This window comes from Leuconostoc gasicomitatum LMG 18811, from assembly GCF_000196855.1.
Taxonomy (GTDB): domain Bacteria; phylum Bacillota; class Bacilli; order Lactobacillales; family Lactobacillaceae; genus Leuconostoc; species Leuconostoc gasicomitatum.
Window position 1 is genome coordinate 899968 of the sequence record NC_014319.1, and the last position, 19880, is coordinate 919847.

A 19880-nucleotide genomic window follows, 5' to 3' on the forward strand; every position below is an offset into this window, starting at 1 on the left:
TTTTTGCGATATATTTTTGGTATAATTGATTAGCATAGAAAATGAGGTAAATCATGTCGAGTATGAAATATAAACGTGTTTTGATGAAACTTTCTGGTGAAGCATTGGCTGGAGAAAAAGGGCAAGGTATTGATCTTGAAACAGTTTCTGAAATTGCACAAGATTTAAAAGAAGTCCATGATCTAGGAACACAAATTGCAATTGTTGTTGGTGGTGGTAATTTATGGCGTGGCGAACCAGCTTCAAAAGTTGGTATGGAACGGTCACGTGCAGATTATACAGGCATGCTTGGTACAACGATGAACGCTCTCGTGTTGCAAGATGCATTGGAACGCGCTGGTGTTGACACACGTGTTCAAACAGCGATTACCATGCAACAAATTGCTGAGCCATATATTCGTGGTCGTGCTATTCGGCATTTGGAAAAAGGCAGAATTGTTATTTTTGCGGCTGGGACAGGTTCACCTTATTTTTCAACAGATACAACAGCTGCATTACGAGCAAATGAAATTAACGCAGATGCTATTTTGATGGGTAAAAATGGTGTTGATGGCATCTATGATTCGGACCCTAATAAAAATGCAAATGCTGTTAAGTATACCGAATTAACGCATTTGGAAATTTTGCAAAAAGGATTGAAAGTGATGGATTCAACAGCTAGTTCACTATCAATGGACAATAATATGCCACTCGTCGTATTTAACTTAAACACACCAGGGAATTTAAAACGTGTTGTACTGGGTGAAAATATTGGGACAACGGTTACAGGAGGAAAATAATGGCTTTTAACTTAACAGACGCTAAAACACGTATGCAGGGTGCTCAAGATGCTTTAAAACGTGAATTAGGTAGCATTCGTACAGGACGCGCTAATCCGCACATTTTAGATCGTATCGAAGTAGAATATTATGGTGCAATGACACCTTTAAAGCAAGTTGCTTCGATTTCTGTTCCTGAAGCGCGCATTTTATTGATTACACCATTTGATAAGTCAGCTTTAGAAGAAATTGTTCGGGCGATTAACATGTCTGATTTGGGTCTTAATCCAGCTTCCGACGGAAATATTGTACGTTTGGCAATTCCTCAAATGACGGAAGAAGGTCGTAAAGATCTAGCTAAGCAAGTAAAAGCTGAGGCGGAAAAAGCAAAAGTTTCTATTCGAAATGTTCGTCGCGATGCAATGGATACGGTCAAAAAAGATAAAGAATTACCTGAAGATGACGTTCGAAATGCTGAAGATGATGTTCAGAAGTTGACTGATGATAATATCAAGGCAATTGACGTCATTGCAGCCGAGAAAGAAAAAGAATTGTTGACAATTTGAAAATTTTTAGTGGCAGACATAGTGTTATACTAAATGATCATAAAAACTTGACGATGGGTCAAGTTTTTTTATTTGGAGGATATTTATTGTGCGTAGGTACTTGAGATATTGGCGCGAAACGTTTAATTTTAGGGGTGGCGCTTATCGCTTAGACTATTGGCTGGTTCAGGCTGTTAACAACCTGATTTTTGCCCTGATAATTTTTATTGTTGGTACTATTTTTAATGAGTGGACGTTATCAAGTCATATTTCTTCAATATTTAGTCTACTAATATTTGTACCAAACATATCCCTATTTATTCGTCGATTACGAGATTCAGGTTTACCTCAGCAAATTATAGCAATAATATTATTTAGTCCATTTTTAATTGGTATTTTTAGTGGCATTACTGTTGCACTCGGTTTATTGATTGCTGTACCGGTTCTATTGTTGCTATATTTAAGTGGTATAATTTACTTGCTCCTTCGACGTTCAGCATATTGGACACCATATTTAAACGTACAACAAAAAATAAATTATACTATTGTCTTTGTTACCATCATTGTGCTGATAATTGGATTACAAATTTTTACTATCAAAAAACAAATGACTGGTATTAATAATATATGGCAAAAAGCGCTAAAACAACAAGTCCAGCAAACACAACGTGAATCAGAATTGATTGATAAGTCGGCTAGTAGTCAAACAAATATTGAATCAAGTTTATCCAGTGTCTTGTCTAGTGCTGCGTCTGATACTCATCATTTAGAAAAAGCTCAAAAACCAATACCTGACATTTCAGTTAAAGCATTGCCAGATGATAAAGTAGCTGCTAGTTATCGTAATTTACCTGAGATGCGATTGGGAGATAATGATTTTGGGACTTTCACGGTTCAAGGTCACTGGGAACAAGACAGTTCAACACTACAATGGTTTTTAAGCATACAAGAACAACATGTGCTGATTTTGACCAGCACAATGGGACAAGGGTTCGGCGTTGATATATCTAGCTTGCCATTTGAAAAAATTGTTGGGCAAAGTTATTTTCAGTTAAAACAGCAGGGTGATTTACAAGTTTGGCGTATTGATGGTACATATAAAGAGCCCACAACGGATCAAATTAAAGCAATGAGTTATTTGGAATGGCATATGCCAGATGGTCATATTCGTGTGATGTATTTAATTTCTCAGTCGAAACCGTTGCTAAATACAATAATTAATTCCGTAGCAACAACGTACAGTCAATGACTTATAAATAAGATGAAACACTTGACGTTTTAAGAGTTGCAGTGCATAATAAATATATTCAGTTTACTAACTAAGATATCATGTGGCGATGATGGAGTGCGTAAACAAATCAAGTGTCGGGAATTTTTTCCGGAAATCAGGTGGAACCGCGTGTAAGCGTCCTGATGTCAATTATTTTGACATTGGAACGGATTATGGGCGGTTTTTTAGTGTCGGAAAGGGAAAATAACACACAGTATTTTTTAAAAGGTATGTGATTTTTATTTAAAAATATATCATTTCAATATTCCTTTTAAAATACATAAAAGATATATAAATATATATCTTTTATGCGAAGATATATATTTATATATCTTTTATGTGATATACTTCAAATATGGAAAAAAAGCAGACAATTTATTTCGAATTAGATGTGGTTAAGTCACGACTGGTTAAAGATAATAATGTATTGATACAGCAGACCATGAATGTGACAGAATATTTAAACAAATTGACTAAACAAACATTAATAATGCCATTTCAAGTGCACAATGGTGATGCGATTTCTGGTGCGGTGCAGTCAGTTAATGCACGAGATGACATTGTTAAAATTTATCAGTCATTGACAACTTATTTAATCATGCAAGCCATGACTTTACAATTATATATGGCTGTTGGTGTTGGCGATATTGATACAGATTTGAATTATACGCAAGATGAGGCGTTGGTCAATGGATCTGCTGTAGTATTGGCTCGAAATCTAGCGATGCCAACGTTGAAATTAATTGCCACCAAGCAAATGGATAAAAAATTAGGCATTCAAACTGATTTTAAAAAAGCACCAATTTTACTGAAAATCGCTACTGATCATGAAAAAATGTCAATGGTTGAACACATTCTGATGTTAGTTTACGAGTTCGAACTTAATACAGACAAAAAGCGTTTAATTTATTCAACGTTGCAACATTCTGAGAATTGGCGTGATGATTTGCCAAAATTGATTGCTATAAAAAATAGTGGATTTAAAGAGACGGACACACTTAAACAAATTGAAAACCGCGCACGTATGTTGGTTACCAAAGCAGATGTGCAAGCTGTTAATAACCAGTTAGCGGTATTTGAGGAAAAATAAATGAAGCAAGAATTAATAGATATGACATTTATAGTTGTTGGGTGGTTAGTACTAAGCTATTTCTATGGGATATTGATCAGTTTTACTCTGAGCAAAATTGGCCAAAAAAAATGGCAACCTGTAGCTGGTAAAAAAACTGATCCATTTATACATGGTCAACTCATTGGTAATATTGAACGCACTTTTGCGATGTTATTAATTTCATTGGGCAATGTTGGTGCTATAAGTATGATTGTTGCTATCAAAGGATTTGCGCGATGGGGTGAATTATCTAAATTAGATAGTGACGTGCAAAGTGTTGCAATTGATAAATTTATTATTGGTAATTTACTGAGTTTAGGATTTCCGGTTTTAATAGCTGCAATTTGGTTTTTTGTTAGTCAGTTTTAATAAAATAACGTTAAAATTTGAAATATTTAAAGGAAAAGAAAAATGACAAATACAAAACTATCATTACAAGATATTATTTTGACTCTTCAACAGTACTGGGCCAAACAAGGGGCAAACTTAATGCAGGCATATGACAATGAGGTTGGTGCTGGAACACAATCACCATACACATTTTTACGTGCAAATGGTCCTGAACCATGGCACGCAGCATATGTTCAACCATCGCGTCGCCCGGCTGATGGTCGCTATGGTGATAATCCAAATCGCTTATTCCAGCACCATCAATTTCAAGTTGTTATGAAACCATCCCCATCAAACATTCAAGAATTGTATTTAGGTTCGCTGGAAGCTTTGGGAATTAAATCATTAGAACATGATATACGTTTTGTCGAAGACAACTGGGAAAATCCATCAATGGGTGCAGCAGGCATTGGTTGGGAAGTTTGGTTGGATGGTATGGAAGTCACACAGTTTACTTATTTTCAACAAGTAGGTGGCATTGAGGTGGATTCCGTTACAGCTGAGGTAACTTATGGTTTAGAGCGATTGGCATCATATATTCAAGATGTCCCTACAGTGTATGATCTTGAGTGGGGTAATGGCGTACTGTATGGTGATATTTTCAAAGAACCTGAATATGAACATTCAAAATATGCTTTTGAATGTTCTGACCAAGAAATGTTGTTGAGACATTTTGATGAATTTGAAGCTGAAGCAACACGGCTATTGTCTTTAGGATTGGTTCACCCAGCATACGATTATATTTTGAAATCATCACACACGTTTAATTTATTAGACGCGCGTGGCACAGTGTCAGTCACGGAACGTGCAGGTTATTTGCATCGAATTCGTACCATGGCACGTCATGTATCAAAGGTATTTATTGAAGCCCGCTCTAAGCTTGGTTTCCCATTATTAAAAGATAGTGATTTACGTGAAAAGTATTTAGGTGTGAACGGTAAATATGCACAGAAGGAGGGCATGTAATGATGTCAACATTTTTACTAGAAATTGGTTTAGAAGAAATGCCAGCACATTTGGTAACGAGTTCAGAAGCGCAATTAATTGCACGTACAACAGAATTTTTGTCTGAACATCGTTTATCAGTAGGTCATATTCAACCTTACTCTACACCACGTCGATTAGCGGTAGAGTTGATTGATATATCATCTGAATCAGAGGCACTATCAGAAGAAAAGCGTGGACCATCGATTGAACGTGCAAAAGATGATAACGGTAATTGGTCAAAAGCTGCCCAAGGATTTGCTCGAGGGCAAGGTATGACACCAGAAAATTTTGAAGAACGTGATGGTTATGTTTGGTTAACTAAGCATACGCCAGGCGTGTCAGCAGCTGATATTCTAGCTAGTATTGGTGAAGAAGTTATTGCACAAATGAAATTCACAACATATATGAAATGGGCTAACAATGCCTTTTTGTATGTGCGGCCAATTCGATGGATTGTTGCTTTACTTGATGAAAAAGTGATTGATTTTAACATTTTAGACGTTAAAACAGGACGTATGACACGTGGACATCGTTTTTTGTCAAATGAACATATCACAATTGCTAATGCGGGGGTATATGTTGCGACCCTAAAGGCGGCCTATGTTATTGTAGATGCAGCGACACGTAAAGGTATTATACAGTCACAACTTGAAGATATAGCAAATCAAAATAACTGGTTGTTAGATTTGAGCTCAGATGCAGCGCAAAATTTGTTGGAAGAAGTTAATAATATTGTTGAATGGCCGACGGCATTTTCTGGTGGTTTTGAAAATAAATACTTAGAATTGCCAGATGAAGTGTTAATGACATCAATGCGTGAACATCAGCGTTTTTTCTATGTGACAAATCAAGCAAATGATTTGTTACCACACTTTCTGTCAGTACGTAATGGTAATTCTGAACATCTTGATAATGTCATTGCAGGCAATGAGAAAGTGCTGGTCGCTCGACTAGAAGATGCTGAATTTTTCTATCAAGAGGACAAACAAAAAACCATTGATGATAATATGACAAAGGTTAAAAAATTGGTTTTCCATGAAAAAATTGGGACAGTTTACGAACATATGCAGCGTGTTGGGCGACTAGCTGCTAGTTTAGCTGATGAGTTGCAATTTGATGAGACGCAAAAAGCTGATCTAGCACGTGCTTCTGAAATTTACAAGTTTGATTTGATGACTGGCATGGTTGGTGAATTTGATGAATTACAAGGCATTATGGGTGAACATTATGCGCAATTATTTGGTGAAAGCGCTGCAGTGGCCAGTGCCATAAGAGAACATTATATGCCGGTTTCTGCTAATGGTAATATTGCAGAAACTGCAGTTGGCGCCGTGTTAGCAATAGCTGATAAACTAGATACCATTGTCACTTTCTTTTCAGCCGATCTTATTCCCTCTGGATCAAATGACCCATATGGTTTACGACGCGCAGCAAACGGCGTGGTAAGAACGCTTCAAAATAAGCACTGGCATGTTGCATTGCGATCATTGTTATCTGATTTTGTAAAATCTAACGGTGAGGTCACCGAGAATGCTGATCTGACTGCAATTATGACATTTATTTTGGATCGTGTTCGTAAACTAGCTTTGGATGGCGATGTACGGCCAGATATTGTGGCTGCGGGAACAGCTCTGACGCCTGATGTAGATGTTGTTTATATTGTAGACCGTACGCAAACGTTAGCAAATCATGCTGATGATGATAATTTCCGTGATATTATTGAAGCATTAACACGTGTTTCACGTTTGGCAATGAAACAACCAGCAGAAGGGCTTGTTGATGAGAGTCTGTTTGAAAATCAAACTGAGCAGGCACTATTTATAGCAACACAAAAAATTAATTTGGCAGCACTAGAATCACAAGGTGGCGATGCAGTGTACAGTGCCTTAGCTGAACTACAAAAACCAATTGCAGATTACTTCGATATGACAATGGTTAATGCGGATAATGAGTTGGTTAAAAATAATCGTTATTTACAATTACATATGATTGATAAACTTATTTCTGCATTAGGTGATTTAGAACAAATTGTGATTAAATAGTTGCAAATGATATGAATGACTGATAAAACTAAACAAGGGTGAATGATTATGTTAAATATTGCTTATATTGGTTTTGGGAAAAGTACAAATCGTTACCATTTACCATACTTAAAATTACGATTGGATCAGTTCAAAGTAGGACGTATCGTGACTCCCACACTTGGAAAACGGCCGGCAGATCAATTTGAATGGGAAACAACAGGCACTATTTTTTCTACTGATGTACAAGATATTATCAATGATAGTACTATTGATCTTGTCGTTGTTGTCACACCATCGTCTAGTCATTACACGATGACTAAAAGGTTACTTGAAGCTGGCAAAAATGTACTGGTTGATAAACCAATGGCAGCAAATTTTGATGAAGCAAAAATACTTGTTGATTTAGCACGTAAACAAGGTCTATTCATTATGCCATACCAAAGTCGTAGATTTGATAGTGATTTTTTAACTGTAAAACAAGTCATAGGAAACGGTTATTTGGGTCGTTTAGTAGACTTAGAGGTCCACATGGATCACTATAGGCCAAATGATGGCATCTTTGAAGGACCTGCTATTGATGGTTCTCTTTACGGACATGGTGTCCATTTAGTCGACCAAGTTGTCAGTCTGTTTGGCGCACCAAAATCAGCAATGTACGATTTACGAGCGACACGAATTTTAGAGGCAACTCTGGATGATCAAATAGAAGTTAATATGTTCTATAAAAATGCGCTGAAGGCAACAATACAAACAACTGAATTAGCAACTATTCAGTATCCAAAATGGCAATTACGTGGCACACATGGCACCTTTATAAAATATGATGTTGATGAACAAGAAAACGATTTAAAAGCTGGAATTATGCCAGGGACTGTTGGTTTTGGGGTAGATGCACCACAAAATTATGGGAAACTTGTTTATTTCAATCAAAGCGGGGATCGTATTGAAAAAATGGTTCCTAGTGTTTTAGGTGATTATGGTCGTATATATGATAGTGTATTTGATACCCTGGTGAACGGCGCGCCAAAACTTGTCAGTGATGAACAAATGTTAACGGTTATGAAATTATTATCAACGGGTGTATCAACTGATTCAAACAAATTGGTATCCTTTAGTGGCAATTAATTTAATCATTTAAAAAAAATTAAACGTGTTGCGTATCAGAAATGGTGTGGCTCACGTTTTTTTCTGTCTATTCATGATAAAATAGACTAGATAGAAAAATTGAAAGTATACGCATAACTTGCGTGATAAAAAAATGACAGAAATTAATTTGGAACAACTTAAAGAACGACAAAAGCATATCCGCAATTTTTCAATTGTGGCACATATTGATCATGGAAAATCAACGATTGCAGATCGCATTTTAGAGCAAACACACACTGTAGCTGAGCGTGATATGCAAAATCAATTGCTCGACACTATGGATCTGGAGCGTGAACGTGGGATTACAATTAAATTAAACGCAGTCGAAGTACATTACGATGCAAATGATGGTGAAACCTATATTTTTCATTTAATTGATACACCAGGGCATGTTGATTTTTCCTATGAAGTGTCGCGCTCACTAGCTGCTGCTGAAGGGGCTATTTTAGTTGTTGATGCAGCACAAGGCGTAGAAGCACAGACGCTTGCCAATGTTTATTTGGCATTAGATAATGATCTAGAAATTTTGCCGGTTATCAATAAAATTGATTTACCGGCTGCTGATGCAGAAAAAGTTCGTGCAGAAATTGAAGATCTTATTGGTATTGATGCATCGGAAGCGGTATTAGCTTCTGCTAAAAAGGGTATTGGTATTCCTGAATTATTGGAAAAAATTGTGGTTGATTTACCTGCACCAACAGGTGATTTAACAGCACCATTACGCGCGTTGATTTTTGATTCAGCCTATGATGCTTACCGAGGTGTTGTGGTCAATATGCGGGTGCGTGAAGGTATAGTTAAACCTGGCGATAAAATTAGGATGATGAATACTGGAGCAGAATATGAAGTCAATGAGGTTGGTGTGATGTCACCAAGTGCTCAGAAACGTGATTATTTAATGGCTGGGGACGTCGGTTACTTAACTGCAGCAATCAAAGATATTCACACAACACATTCTGGTGATACAATAACTTCTGTTGACCATCCAGCCAGTGAACCATTATCTGGCTATAAACCTATGACACCAATGGTTTATTCGGGTCTGTACCCATCTGATAATGCTAAGTATACAGATTTACGTGATGCGTTAGAAAAATTGCAACTCAATGATGCTGCTCTAACATTTGATCCTGAAACATCACAAGCTTTAGGATTTGGTTATCGTGTTGGTTTTCTAGGTTTATTGCATATGGATGTTGTTCAAGAACGCTTAGAACGTGAGTTTGACTTGGATTTGGTGACCACTGCACCTTCTGTCACATATCATGTGATGACCAACGATGATGAACTGATTGAAATTGAAAATCCATCTGAAATGCCTGATGCTTCAAAAATTAAGTATATTGAAGAACCTTATGTGAACGCTCAAATTATGGTACCAAATGAGTATGTCGGTGCTGTGATGGAGCTTGCGCAACGCAAACGGGGTGATTTTGATACGATGGAATACTTAGATGAGACACGTGTGAACGTGAAATATAAAATTCCTTTATCAGAAATAATTTTTGATTTCTTTGATAAACTAAAATCAAGTACGCGAGGGTATGCATCATTAGATTATGACATTTTCGGGTATCGTCAATCTGATTTAGTCAAAATTGATATATTACTAAATTCTGAAAAAGTTGATGCACTGAGCTTTATTGTTCATCGAGATTTTGCAGCTGAACGTGGTCGTGTGATTACATCAAAATTGAAAGAAATTATTCCACGGCAAAATTTTGAAATTCCAGTTCAGGCAGCTATTGGGGCAAAAATATTGGCACGTACAAATATCAAAGCGTATCGTAAAGACGTAACATCAAAGATCCATACTGGTGATCCGGATCGTCGTGCCAAATTGCTAGATAAACAAAAACGTGGTAAAGCACGTATGAAGTCAGTTGGTACGGTTGAAGTGCCACAAGAAGCTTTCATGGCAGTGTTGAAAACAGATGATGATACACAGTATGCACGTGGAAATTAATGCTATTTTGTGATCTAAATGCTTGTTTTAAAGAGATGCAGTGAGATAACTCATGTTAAAAAATGCTAATAATCAGCGTTTTAGGCATATTAAAAGGAGACAAGTATGTCATTATTTGACAAGATAAAAAAATATTGGCCGTTTGGTGGTCATAAAATGCGCGCAATCGGTTTCGAACGTGCCTTAAGGATTGATCAGCCAAATGTTTTTATTGAGAAAAATATTTTGCAACCGAAACCTTCTGATCACGAATTATTAATCAAGGTTGCTGCTAGCGCTATTAATCCTGTTGATACGAAAATGCGTATTACTTATCAAGAAGATGGTCAATTTCGTATACTTGGATTTGATGCGACTGGTGAGGTAATTGGATTAGGCAAAAATGTCTCAAAATTTGAAATTGGTGATTTAGTATATTATGCAGGTGTGCAAATAAATCCAGGGGCCAACGCTCAATACCAAGTTGTCAATGAATCACTCGTAGGCCATGCTCCAGTTAAAATCAGTGTAGCCGAAACTGCTGCAATGCCTTTGACAGCAATTACTGCAGTTGAAATTCTACAGTCCTTTGGATTTGATGTGACTGAAAATGAGGGAACCGGTAAAAGTATTTTTATTTTGAATGGCGCTGGCGGTGTTGGATCAACATTAATTCAACTGGCAAAATATTTGGGACTAACAGTGATCACCACGGCATCACGTCCAGAATCTGTAACATGGGTAAAATCACTGGGTGCAGATTATATTTTAGATTATCATCAAGACTTACATGAACAGTTAATTCAAATAAAGCATGATAAAGTTGATTATATTGCTATTTTACAAGATACCAATAAATATTGGCCACTAGTATTAGAGTCAATTAAGCCATTTGGTCGTATTGCATCGATTGTTGAAACGAGTGGACCAATTGATATTGGTCCACTCAAAAATATTGGTGCGCAATTCAACTGGGTGTTTATGTTTGCAAAAGGAAATTATGGTGTTAACATGTCAAGCCAAGGTGAAGCGTTGAACAAAATAGCTGACTTGCTGGACAATAAAGTGATTAAATCTACACTAACTAAGACTTACAAGGGACTGACTGTTGACAATATTAAACAGGCCACTCGAGATGTTGAGAGTGGCCATATGATTGGTAAAGTTGTTATCTTACACGATGAGGAACCACTATGAGTTGGCAAGCAGTAAGGGTTGACACGAATACTGAGGCAGTCGAATTTGTATGTGATCTATTAATATCTGTTGGTGCTGATGGCGTTCAAATCGATGAAAAAAATGGGATATCAGTCATCGCTTATTATGAAGAAAATGATCAATTATCTTATATTCTTGCAAACATTCAAGCGCGACTTCAATCATTATCAAAAATAGCGGTAGATCCTTCACCGGCAACCGTGCATGTGAGTGGTATATCTCAATCAGACTGGGAGAATAATTGGAAAAAGTACTATCATGCGCAGCGAATCACACGGCATTTGACAGTTGTGCCATCGTGGGAGACATTTAAATCACAACAGTCAGAAGAAATGCCAATTATTATGGATCCACAATTAACCTTCGGTACGGGGACGCATGAGACAACGCGTCTTATGATGCAAGCTTTAGAAACGGTTGTACGTGGTGGTGAGTCAATGATTGACGTTGGGACAGGTTCTGGTGTTTTAGCAGTCGCGGCTAAGCTATTGGGTGTTCGTTCTGTTTTGGCGACAGATATTGATGATATATCAGTAAAAGTTGCAAAAGAAAACTTGATGTTAAATCCAATTGCGACAGATATAAAAGTCATCACGAGCGATTTATTACTAAATGTTGATACACAGCCAGTTGATCTGATTGTGGCAAATATTTTGGCGGATGTGATTGAAAGATTAATTCCACAGACTATCTCACGTTTAAAACCAACAGGCTACTTTTTAGTATCGGGTATTTATGATGCCATTGCACCTCATATTGAAGAACAATTACATATTAATGGTTTTGAAATTGTTCAAAAATCTCAAATGGGCGAATGGCATAGTTATATTACACAAATTAAGGAAAAATAATCATGCAACGCTACTTTTTAGAAAACTTAATTAACAGTGATCATATAACCTTGACAAAGGATCAAGATGTTTTCAAACATTTTGGCAAAGTATTACGTGCACGAGTTGGATCACAAGCAGAGTTTGTGAGTGTTGATTTGAAAGTTGTCATTGGTGAAGTTATTGCTATTGATGAAGCGAAAATCACGTTAGCAGTTAAGTCAAGATTAGACAGCGATGTTGAATTACCACTAAATGTCACCATTATTGTATCACCATTGAAAAATGACCGTTCCGATTGGCTTGTTCAAAAAGCAACTGAATTGGGTGTCAATCGAATTGTATTTGCTGAAATGACACGTACAGTGGCTGACTGGAAAAAACAAGAAGCAAAAAAAGCAGTACGGTTACAAAAAATTGCCCAAGCTGCTGCTGAACAGTCTCATCGGCTGTTAGTGCCACAAATTCAATTTTTAACTTGGCAAAATGTGCTTGATTTACCTAAACAAATGGGGTTGGTAGCTTGGGAAGAGTCCGCTCGTACCGGTGAAGTCGCAACGTTGGTTAAATCAATTAATGAGGTGCCTATAGATACAGATGTGAATCTTGTTTTTGGCCCAGAGGGTGGATTGACGATTTTAGAAATTGAAGCGTTGGCTCGTCATGAATATTATCCAGCCGGATTAGGGCCAAGAATCTTACGAGCGGAAACAGCGCCTTTATATGCACTGTCTGCAATTAGTGTCTTGCGCGAGTTAAATGAATAGTTTATAATAAATAATACATATTTACATATTGTTTTTTAATTAAAAGGTGGTCAGATATGAAAAAAGCATTTAACAAATTTTATGGTTATCAGTGGCTGTCTGCAATTTTATTGGGATTTTTGTTACCCTTCTTTGCACAACAAATTGGTTTTCGCGAAATCCATCAAATCATTTGGTTATATCTTGTTATTAATGGTAGTTACACATTATATTTTGGTTACGCTATTCGAAAACATGGCTATTCGCCATTATTAATTTTACTCTTACCAGTTATTTTTGGTGGTGTTTCAACGTTTTGGTTAAAACTTGTTCATACGCAATATGGTTTCTACTTTAGTTTGCTCTATATTGTGCTCAGTCTATTTACATTTTTTGGTGATACACGTGATGATCCCGATGAAAGTTTGATTCCAATTGAGAGTGGCTTTCAGGATCTTGCCTCAGGTATTGAACAGGATTTTTCGCTACCGATTGATGGTGGGTTCAAGTCTTAAGTGAGTAGTATATTTTTACTAATAGATCGTCATTATTGTGAAAAAGCGCGAAATTTCGCGCTTTTTCTGGTATAGTTATATAAGGTATTTTACCGATATGTGCGTATTGAACATATTTCATTGGAGGAAAAAAATTGATCACAGTATCAGAAATGAGTTTCAGCTTTGCTGGACCTAAATTATATCAGGATGTTTCTTTAAAGTTGATACCTGGAAATACTTATGGCATTATCGGTGCCAATGGTGCCGGAAAATCAACCTTTTTAAAACTACTTCAGGGTGAACTATTGCCAACTGAAGGAACAATTACCATTGGCGATGGTGAACGATTGTCATCTTTGCAGCAGGATCATTTTGCTTTTGATGCCTTCACAGTGCTAGATACTGTTGTTCAAGGACATAAAAGGTTATATGAAGTTAAAACTGAGATGGATGCAATTTACGCTAAACCTGATTTCAATGATGAAGATGGGGTACGCGTTGCTGATTTAGGTGCAGAATTTGAAGAACTCGATGGTTGGAATGCTGAAGTTGAGGCTGGACAGTTATTAAGTAAATTGGGTATCTCAGATACGATGCACAATACTTTAATGGGTGAATTGACAGAAAACGACAAAGTTAAAGTTTTGTTAGCCCAAGCGTTATTTGGAAACCCTGATATTCTGGTATTAGATGAACCAACAAACGGTTTAGACGTGCAAACGATTAACTGGTTAGAGGATTTCTTAGCGGATTTCCCTAACTTAGTGATTGTTGTATCGCATGATCGTCATTTTTTGAATGCTGTGTCTACTAATATTTTAGATGTTGATTTTGGTAAAATCACACCATTTGTTGGTAATTATGATTTTTGGCGTGAATCTTCAGAACTAGCTCAGCGCTTAGCTTCACAACAAAACTCTAAAAAAGAAGAACAAATTAAACAACTACAAGAATTCGTTGCACGTTTTTCAGCGAACGCGTCGAAATCTAAGCAGGCGACTGCACGTAAAAAGCAATTAGACAAAATTACACTTGATGATATTAAACCCTCATCACGCAAGTATCCATTTATTAATTTCCCACTTAATCGTGAAATGGGAAATGACATGATTCGTGTGGAAAATATCTCCAAAACAATTGATGGCGAAAAAGTGTTGGATAACATCTCGTTTATTGGTCGTCCTAGTGATAAAATTGCTATTTTATCACGCTCTGATTTGGCAACAACAACATTAATGCAAATTATTGCTGGTACTATGATGCCCGACACAGGTACTGTTAATTGGGGTGTGACAACAACACAGTCCTACATTGCAAAAGATTTAAATGATAACTTTGAAAACCAAGATGTAACGATTTTAGATTGGTTACGTGATTTTGCAGAAGAAGAACAAAAAGATAATACGAGTCTTCGGGGCATGCTTGGACAGTTATTGTTCCGTGGTGATGATTCGCTCAAAGCCATTAAAGTTTTATCGGGTGGTGAAAAAGTTCGTATAACACTAGCCAAAATGATGTTACTCAAGGCAAATGTATTATTAATGGATGATCCAACAAACCATTTGGACTTGGAATCCATTCAATCTTTAAATGATGCTGTTGTTAATTTCAAGGGCGGTATCGTTATGACTTCACATGACCATGAGTTCTTAGCAACGACGGCAAATCATGTTATTGAAGTTTCTGCTAAAGGTGTTGTTGACCGTGTAGATACATCTTATGATGAATTTATTTCAACCGAGAGTACACAAGAAAAAGTTGCGGCACTTTACTAAAATTATAATGAATAAATGTCATGCAAAAAAGCGTCTAGTGGCGCTTTTTTGCATGGTATAATAATTTCAGAGGAGTTTTAAATAATGACAATAGGTATTGATAAAATAGCATTCTACACCCCTAACTATGTGTTAGATCTTGTCACATTAGCAAAGGCACGTGGTGATGAACCAGATAAATATACAATAGGTATTGGACAGAATCGACAAACCGTCGTGCCTAATTTTGAAGATGTCGTTACAATGGGTGCTAATGCAGCTATAAAAATCATAACGGCTGATGATCGTGAAAAAATAGATCTCATTATTTTTGCAACAGAGTCTGGTATCGATAATTCAAAATCAAGTGCGCTTTATATGCAAACATTGCTTGAACTTTCTGAATTTGTGCGTACTATTGAACTCAAACAAGCATGTTATGCGGGCACTTACGGTTTGATGCAAGCGCGTGATTACGTCGCAACGCATCCTGGAAGACGCGTATTGGTTGTCGCATCAGATATTGCCCGTTACGGTTTATCGACGTCTGGCGAAGTTACACAGGGTGCTGGAGCAATTGCTATGATAGTATCGGAAGCACCTAAAATTGTTAGTATTAATACTGATTCGGTATATATGAGTCGCAATGTTTCTGATTTTTGGCGTCCAGTTGATCGTCAAGAGGCACTTGTCGATGGGCACTTATCAACTGATATTTATAAAGAAATGTTTCTGACATTGTGGCAGCGTTACCAATTAAAAACAAATCAACAGTTAAATGATTTCGCAGGATTTGCGTTTCATCTACCTTATACAAAAATGGGTAAAAAAGCACTTGATCAAATTATAAATGAAGCAACATTGGCACATCAACAAAAGCTAACACATCATTTGAAAGCTAGTCAAAAATTCAACCGAGAGGTTGGTAATCTTTACACTGGTTCAGTATATTTAAGCCTCTTGTCCTTATTAAGTTATGCTACTGATTTAAAATCTGGGGACAAATTAGCTATTTTTAGTTATGGATCAGGTGCAGAGGCAGAACTTTATTCTGTCACCCTTCAAAACGGTTTTGAAAATCACGTACCAGCTAAAATGACACAGCAGTTATTATTGAAACGGCAACTTGTGTCTGTAAATCAGTATGAAACGATGTTTAAATCCCAGCTGTATGATTCTCATATTAATATTAATTCAAATGCTGTTAAAGACACCAAGTTATTCCAATTTTTAGGTTGGCACAATGGTGAACGTGTTTATAGGTGAGCCTCCTAAAAGTAATGGCATTGAACATGTAAATACTGTATAATTACTTAAATAACTTTTAAAGAGGAAAAAAATGGCTAAAGCAGTTGTAACAGTTATAGGGAAAGATAAACCTGGAATTATAGCCGGTGTCTCTAAGACATTATCGGACCATAACATTAATATTTTAGATGTATCACAGACAATTATGTCTGATATTTTCACAATGAGTATGCTAGTTAATTTGGCACAATTGGATGAAGAGTTTAACAAACTTCAAGATGACTTAAATCTACTTGGCAAACGATTAACTGTTGAAATTCATACACAACGTGAAGAAATATTTGATGCAATGAGTCGTGTTTGAGTAACAGCAAGCATTAAAATAGATTAGTTACACAAACAAAAATTGGGAGAAATTATGGAAACCACTCAAATAACTGAAACCATTAATATGGTTTCAGAAGAGCATTTGGATATTCGAACCGTTACGATGGGTATTTCTTTGCTTGATACTATAGCTGGCACACCACAAGAAACTGCAAAGAACATTTATCAAAAAATTACAACTTATGCAAAGAATTTGGTTAAAGTAACACAACAAATTGAGCGTGAATTTGGTATTCCGATTACAAACAAGCGCATTAGTGTGACACCTATTGCTTTGATTGCTGGGAAGGCAACACCTGATGAGATGCTATACTATGCGCATGCTTTAGATGATGCTGCTAAGGCTGTGGGCGTAGATTTTATTGGCGGGTATTCTGCATTAGTTCAAAAAGGTTTTGCTAATGGTGATTTATCTTTGATCAAGTCGTTACCACGCGTGTTAACTGAAACAGATCTGGTTATGTCAAGTGTTAATATTGGATCGACAAAGGCTGGTATTAACTTAGATGCCATCAAATTGATGGGTGAAACGATTAAAGCGATTACTGATAAGTCAGATACTGCGAATGCAAAAATGGTTGTTTTTGCTAATGCGGTAGAAGATAATCCCTTTATGGCTGGTGCCTTTCATGGTGTGAGTGAAGCTGATGTTGTTATTAATGTCGGTGTTTCTGGTCCAGGTGTTGTAAAGCGTGCTATTGAAAAAGTTAAGGGCGAATCGATTCAAGTTGTTGCCGAAACGATTAAGAAAACAGCTTTTAAAATTACACGTGTTGGCCAAATGGTTGGCGCATTAGCTGCTGAACGTTTAGGTGTGGAATTTGGTATAGTAGATTTGAGTTTAGCGCCTACACCAGCTCGTGGTGATTCAGTTGCGGAAGTACTGGAAGAAATCGGACTTGAGATGGTTGGTACGCATGGCACAACAGCAGCACTAATGTTACTAAATGATGCTGTTAAAAAAGGTGGTGTCATGGCATCGCAACGTGTCGGTGGTTTATCTGGTGCCTTTATTCCCGTTTCTGAGGATGCTGGTATGATTGATGCTGTTAAGGCGGGGGTGTTATCATTAGCAAAACTTGAAGCAATGACAGCTGTTTGTTCCGTTGGGCTAGATATGATTGCAATTCCAGGTGAAACGGATGCAACAACTATTGCGGCAATGATTGCTGATGAAGCGGCAATTGGGGTACAAAACAATAAAACAACTGCAGTCCGAATTTTACCAACTAATGGCGCTAAAGTTGGGGATATGATTGATTATGGTGGTTTATTAGGGACCGCACCAGTGATGCCAGTAGTTGAGAAATCAAGTGCAGACTTCATTAATCGTGGTGGTCATATTCCAGCACCTATTCATTCATTTAAAAACTAATAATAGCGGCGTGTTTAACGTACAAATGTTATGCTTCTCATAAAAGCGATCTTATCAAAAAGATAAGATCGCTTTTATATTGGGAACATGAATTATTTTGATTTCTGTGGTGTTTGTTCTATAGGTTGTTGATTTGTTGAATTAGATTGTCCTGCCATAATAGCAATATAGACAATTAAGACGATAATGACGATACTTGCCAAAACTCGAGCTGGGCGATGCAAAAAAGATGTTATATGGTTTCGTATCTTGGATGATTGCTGTATGCCACTGTTGCTCTCTGTCATGGCAGACTCGAGTGCGTACGCAAAACTGTTTGAGTCAACGACTTTAGCATTTGATTCATAGGGGACAATGGCAATTTCTCTCGTATCAGATAATTTCAATTGTTTTGAATTAATATGATGCGCATCACGATTATTTAAAATGTTTTGTCGGAAACTGCTAATTGCGTGTAATGATTTATTTTTTAAAAATAAAACATTTTGATGTAATTGTTCCAATGGTGTTTGGATAGGTATTTTCATAAGGAGTCTCCTCTGTGATTAGTTTAAGAATTTAGTCAAACTACTACTAACCTTAATTATATCGAAAAAAAAACATAATTTGGGTATGTTTGAATGATTGTAACTAAATTAAAGTCTTCTTAATTTTTGAAACGAGAGAATAGCGCGTATAATGAAGTTATGAAAACACGAGAACAACAATTGTATCAAGTCTATATTGAGTCTGAGCGACAATATTCGCCGTTGACATTGAAGGCATATTTGTCTGATATTGATGAATTTGTGATATTTTTAACGAAAAATGGTGGATTTATTAACTTTAAAACAGTACAAATATTGGATGTAAGAGTCTACTTAAACGACTTATATGAGCGAAAATTAGCGAGAACAACTATTTCCAGGAAAATCAGTAGTCTACGTATGTTCTACCAATTCATGATTGCCAATCAATTTGTGACTGATAACCCATTTGATAATGTGGCCCTTCGAAAACATGAAAATCATCTGCCAGAATTTTTTTATGAAACAGAAATGACAACACTATTCGATGTCGCATATAATCCCGAAGATTTATTGTGGCAAAGGAATGCTGCTATATTAGAGTTTTTATATGCTACAGGTGCACGTGTGGCAGAAATTGCCAATTTGATGACGACACAATTAGATTTTTCTCAGCGATTAGTTTTAATTCATGGCAAGGGGAATAAGGATAGATACGTGCCATTTGGTCATTTTGCAGCACAAGCGCTATCGCAATATTTAAAAGAGACACGTCCTAAATTGATAGCAAAGCAAGTACCACATGATTTTGTGTTTGTTAATCATCGTGGTGAACCAATAACAACTGCAGGGATTACATATATTTTAAACGAATTAATGAAGCGTTCGACATTAACTGGTAAAATTCATCCACACATGTTACGTCACACATTTGCTACGCATTTGCTTAATAATGGTGCTGATATGCGTACCGTGCAAGAATTATTAGGTCATGTTAATTTGTCGACAACGCAAATGTACACGCATGTGACACGTGAAAATTTACAAAAAAATTACCAAAATTTTTTCCCACGTGCCAAAAAAAAGCTGTAAACGCTTAACATTAATTACATTTATCTCTCAAAATTTGGTAGAATATAGGTA

At 36.6% G+C, this 19880-nt stretch carries 19 protein-coding genes; 18 read left to right on the forward strand and 1 reads right to left on the reverse strand.

Translation table 11 applies throughout. The annotated features are described in order from the left end of the window. Positions 1 to 53 precede the first annotated feature (53 nt). The 17 genes from pyrH (at position 54) to LEGAS_RS04490 (ending at position 18231) form a co-directional block, all read left to right on the forward strand. On the forward strand, positions 54 to 779 hold the full coding sequence (pyrH, locus tag LEGAS_RS04410) for a UMP kinase (RefSeq protein WP_010388574.1): 726 nt from the start codon (positions 54 to 56) through the stop codon (positions 777 to 779). Next, positions 779 to 1324 carry a ribosome recycling factor gene (gene frr, locus LEGAS_RS04415; protein ID WP_010016610.1) on the forward strand — a complete coding sequence of 182 codons (546 nt, stop codon included), beginning with the start codon at positions 779 to 781 and terminating at the stop codon, positions 1322 to 1324. The genes pyrH and frr overlap by 1 nt, the downstream gene beginning before the upstream one ends. A gap of 88 nt (positions 1325 to 1412) precedes the next feature. Next, positions 1413 to 2552 (forward strand): DUF805 domain-containing protein, encoded by a 1140-nt coding sequence (locus tag LEGAS_RS04420; protein ID WP_013231516.1) that lies wholly within the window; start codon positions 1413 to 1415, stop codon positions 2550 to 2552. Positions 2553 to 2928: 376 nt separating this feature from the next. Next, on the forward strand, positions 2929 to 3663 hold the full coding sequence (locus tag LEGAS_RS04425; RefSeq protein ID WP_013231518.1) for a hypothetical protein: 735 nt from the start codon (positions 2929 to 2931) through the stop codon (positions 3661 to 3663). After that, the gene (locus LEGAS_RS04430; protein ID WP_013231519.1) at positions 3664 to 4053 is read left to right on the forward strand and encodes a hypothetical protein; all 390 of its coding nucleotides are present in this window, start codon (positions 3664 to 3666) and stop codon (positions 4051 to 4053) included. 42 nt (positions 4054 to 4095) lie between these two features. Continuing rightward, entirely contained in the window at positions 4096 to 5040 is a 945-nt protein-coding gene (gene glyQ / locus LEGAS_RS04435; protein ID WP_010390667.1) for a glycine--tRNA ligase subunit alpha, read from the forward strand. Positions 5041 to 5042: 2 nt separating this feature from the next. Then, complete coding sequence (gene glyS, locus LEGAS_RS04440; RefSeq protein ID WP_041771827.1) at positions 5043 to 7103, forward strand: glycine--tRNA ligase subunit beta; 2061 nt, start codon at positions 5043 to 5045, stop codon at positions 7101 to 7103. 48 nt (positions 7104 to 7151) lie between these two features. Beyond that, entirely contained in the window at positions 7152 to 8210 is a 1059-nt protein-coding gene (locus LEGAS_RS04445) for a Gfo/Idh/MocA family oxidoreductase (RefSeq protein ID WP_013231521.1), read from the forward strand. A gap of 133 nt (positions 8211 to 8343) precedes the next feature. Then, complete coding sequence (gene lepA, locus LEGAS_RS04450; protein ID WP_013231522.1) at positions 8344 to 10197, forward strand: translation elongation factor 4; 1854 nt, start codon at positions 8344 to 8346, stop codon at positions 10195 to 10197. Positions 10198 to 10302: 105 nt separating this feature from the next. Next, a complete protein-coding gene (locus tag LEGAS_RS04455) occupies positions 10303 to 11373 on the forward strand; it encodes a zinc-binding alcohol dehydrogenase family protein (protein WP_041771713.1) in 1071 nt (356 codons plus the stop codon). Next, positions 11370 to 12245, forward strand: coding sequence for a 50S ribosomal protein L11 methyltransferase (gene prmA / locus LEGAS_RS04460; protein ID WP_013231523.1), 876 nt, complete (start codon positions 11370 to 11372; stop codon positions 12243 to 12245). The genes LEGAS_RS04455 and prmA overlap by 4 nt, the downstream gene beginning before the upstream one ends. Positions 12246 to 12247: 2 nt before the next feature. Then, positions 12248 to 12991, forward strand: coding sequence for an RsmE family RNA methyltransferase (locus tag LEGAS_RS04465; RefSeq protein WP_010385981.1), 744 nt, complete (start codon positions 12248 to 12250; stop codon positions 12989 to 12991). Between the two features lie 56 nt (positions 12992 to 13047). Beyond that, positions 13048 to 13485 carry a hypothetical protein gene (locus tag LEGAS_RS04470; RefSeq protein ID WP_013231524.1) on the forward strand — a complete coding sequence of 146 codons (438 nt, stop codon included), beginning with the start codon at positions 13048 to 13050 and terminating at the stop codon, positions 13483 to 13485. Positions 13486 to 13619: 134 nt separating this feature from the next. Further along, a complete protein-coding gene (locus tag LEGAS_RS04475; protein ID WP_010389399.1) occupies positions 13620 to 15242 on the forward strand; it encodes an ABC-F family ATP-binding cassette domain-containing protein in 1623 nt (540 codons plus the stop codon). 84 nt (positions 15243 to 15326) lie between these two features. Continuing rightward, a complete protein-coding gene (locus LEGAS_RS04480; RefSeq protein ID WP_010389397.1) occupies positions 15327 to 16487 on the forward strand; it encodes a hydroxymethylglutaryl-CoA synthase in 1161 nt (386 codons plus the stop codon). A gap of 73 nt (positions 16488 to 16560) precedes the next feature. Continuing rightward, positions 16561 to 16833 carry an ACT domain-containing protein gene (locus LEGAS_RS04485; protein WP_010389394.1) on the forward strand — a complete coding sequence of 91 codons (273 nt, stop codon included), beginning with the start codon at positions 16561 to 16563 and terminating at the stop codon, positions 16831 to 16833. A 54-nt stretch (positions 16834 to 16887) separates the two neighbouring features. Beyond that, entirely contained in the window at positions 16888 to 18231 is a 1344-nt protein-coding gene (locus LEGAS_RS04490; protein WP_010389392.1) for a PFL family protein, read from the forward strand. 92 nt (positions 18232 to 18323) lie between these two features. On the opposite strand, the gene LEGAS_RS04495 is transcribed toward LEGAS_RS04490, so the two are convergent. Then, on the reverse strand, positions 18324 to 18758 hold the full coding sequence (locus LEGAS_RS04495) for a hypothetical protein (protein ID WP_013231525.1): 435 nt from the start codon (positions 18756 to 18758) through the stop codon (positions 18324 to 18326). A gap of 159 nt (positions 18759 to 18917) precedes the next feature. On the opposite strand from LEGAS_RS04495, the gene xerC reads away from it, so the two are divergent. After that, positions 18918 to 19829 carry a tyrosine recombinase XerC gene (gene xerC, locus LEGAS_RS04500; RefSeq protein WP_013231526.1) on the forward strand — a complete coding sequence of 304 codons (912 nt, stop codon included), beginning with the start codon at positions 18918 to 18920 and terminating at the stop codon, positions 19827 to 19829. Positions 19830 to 19880 lie beyond the last annotated feature (51 nt).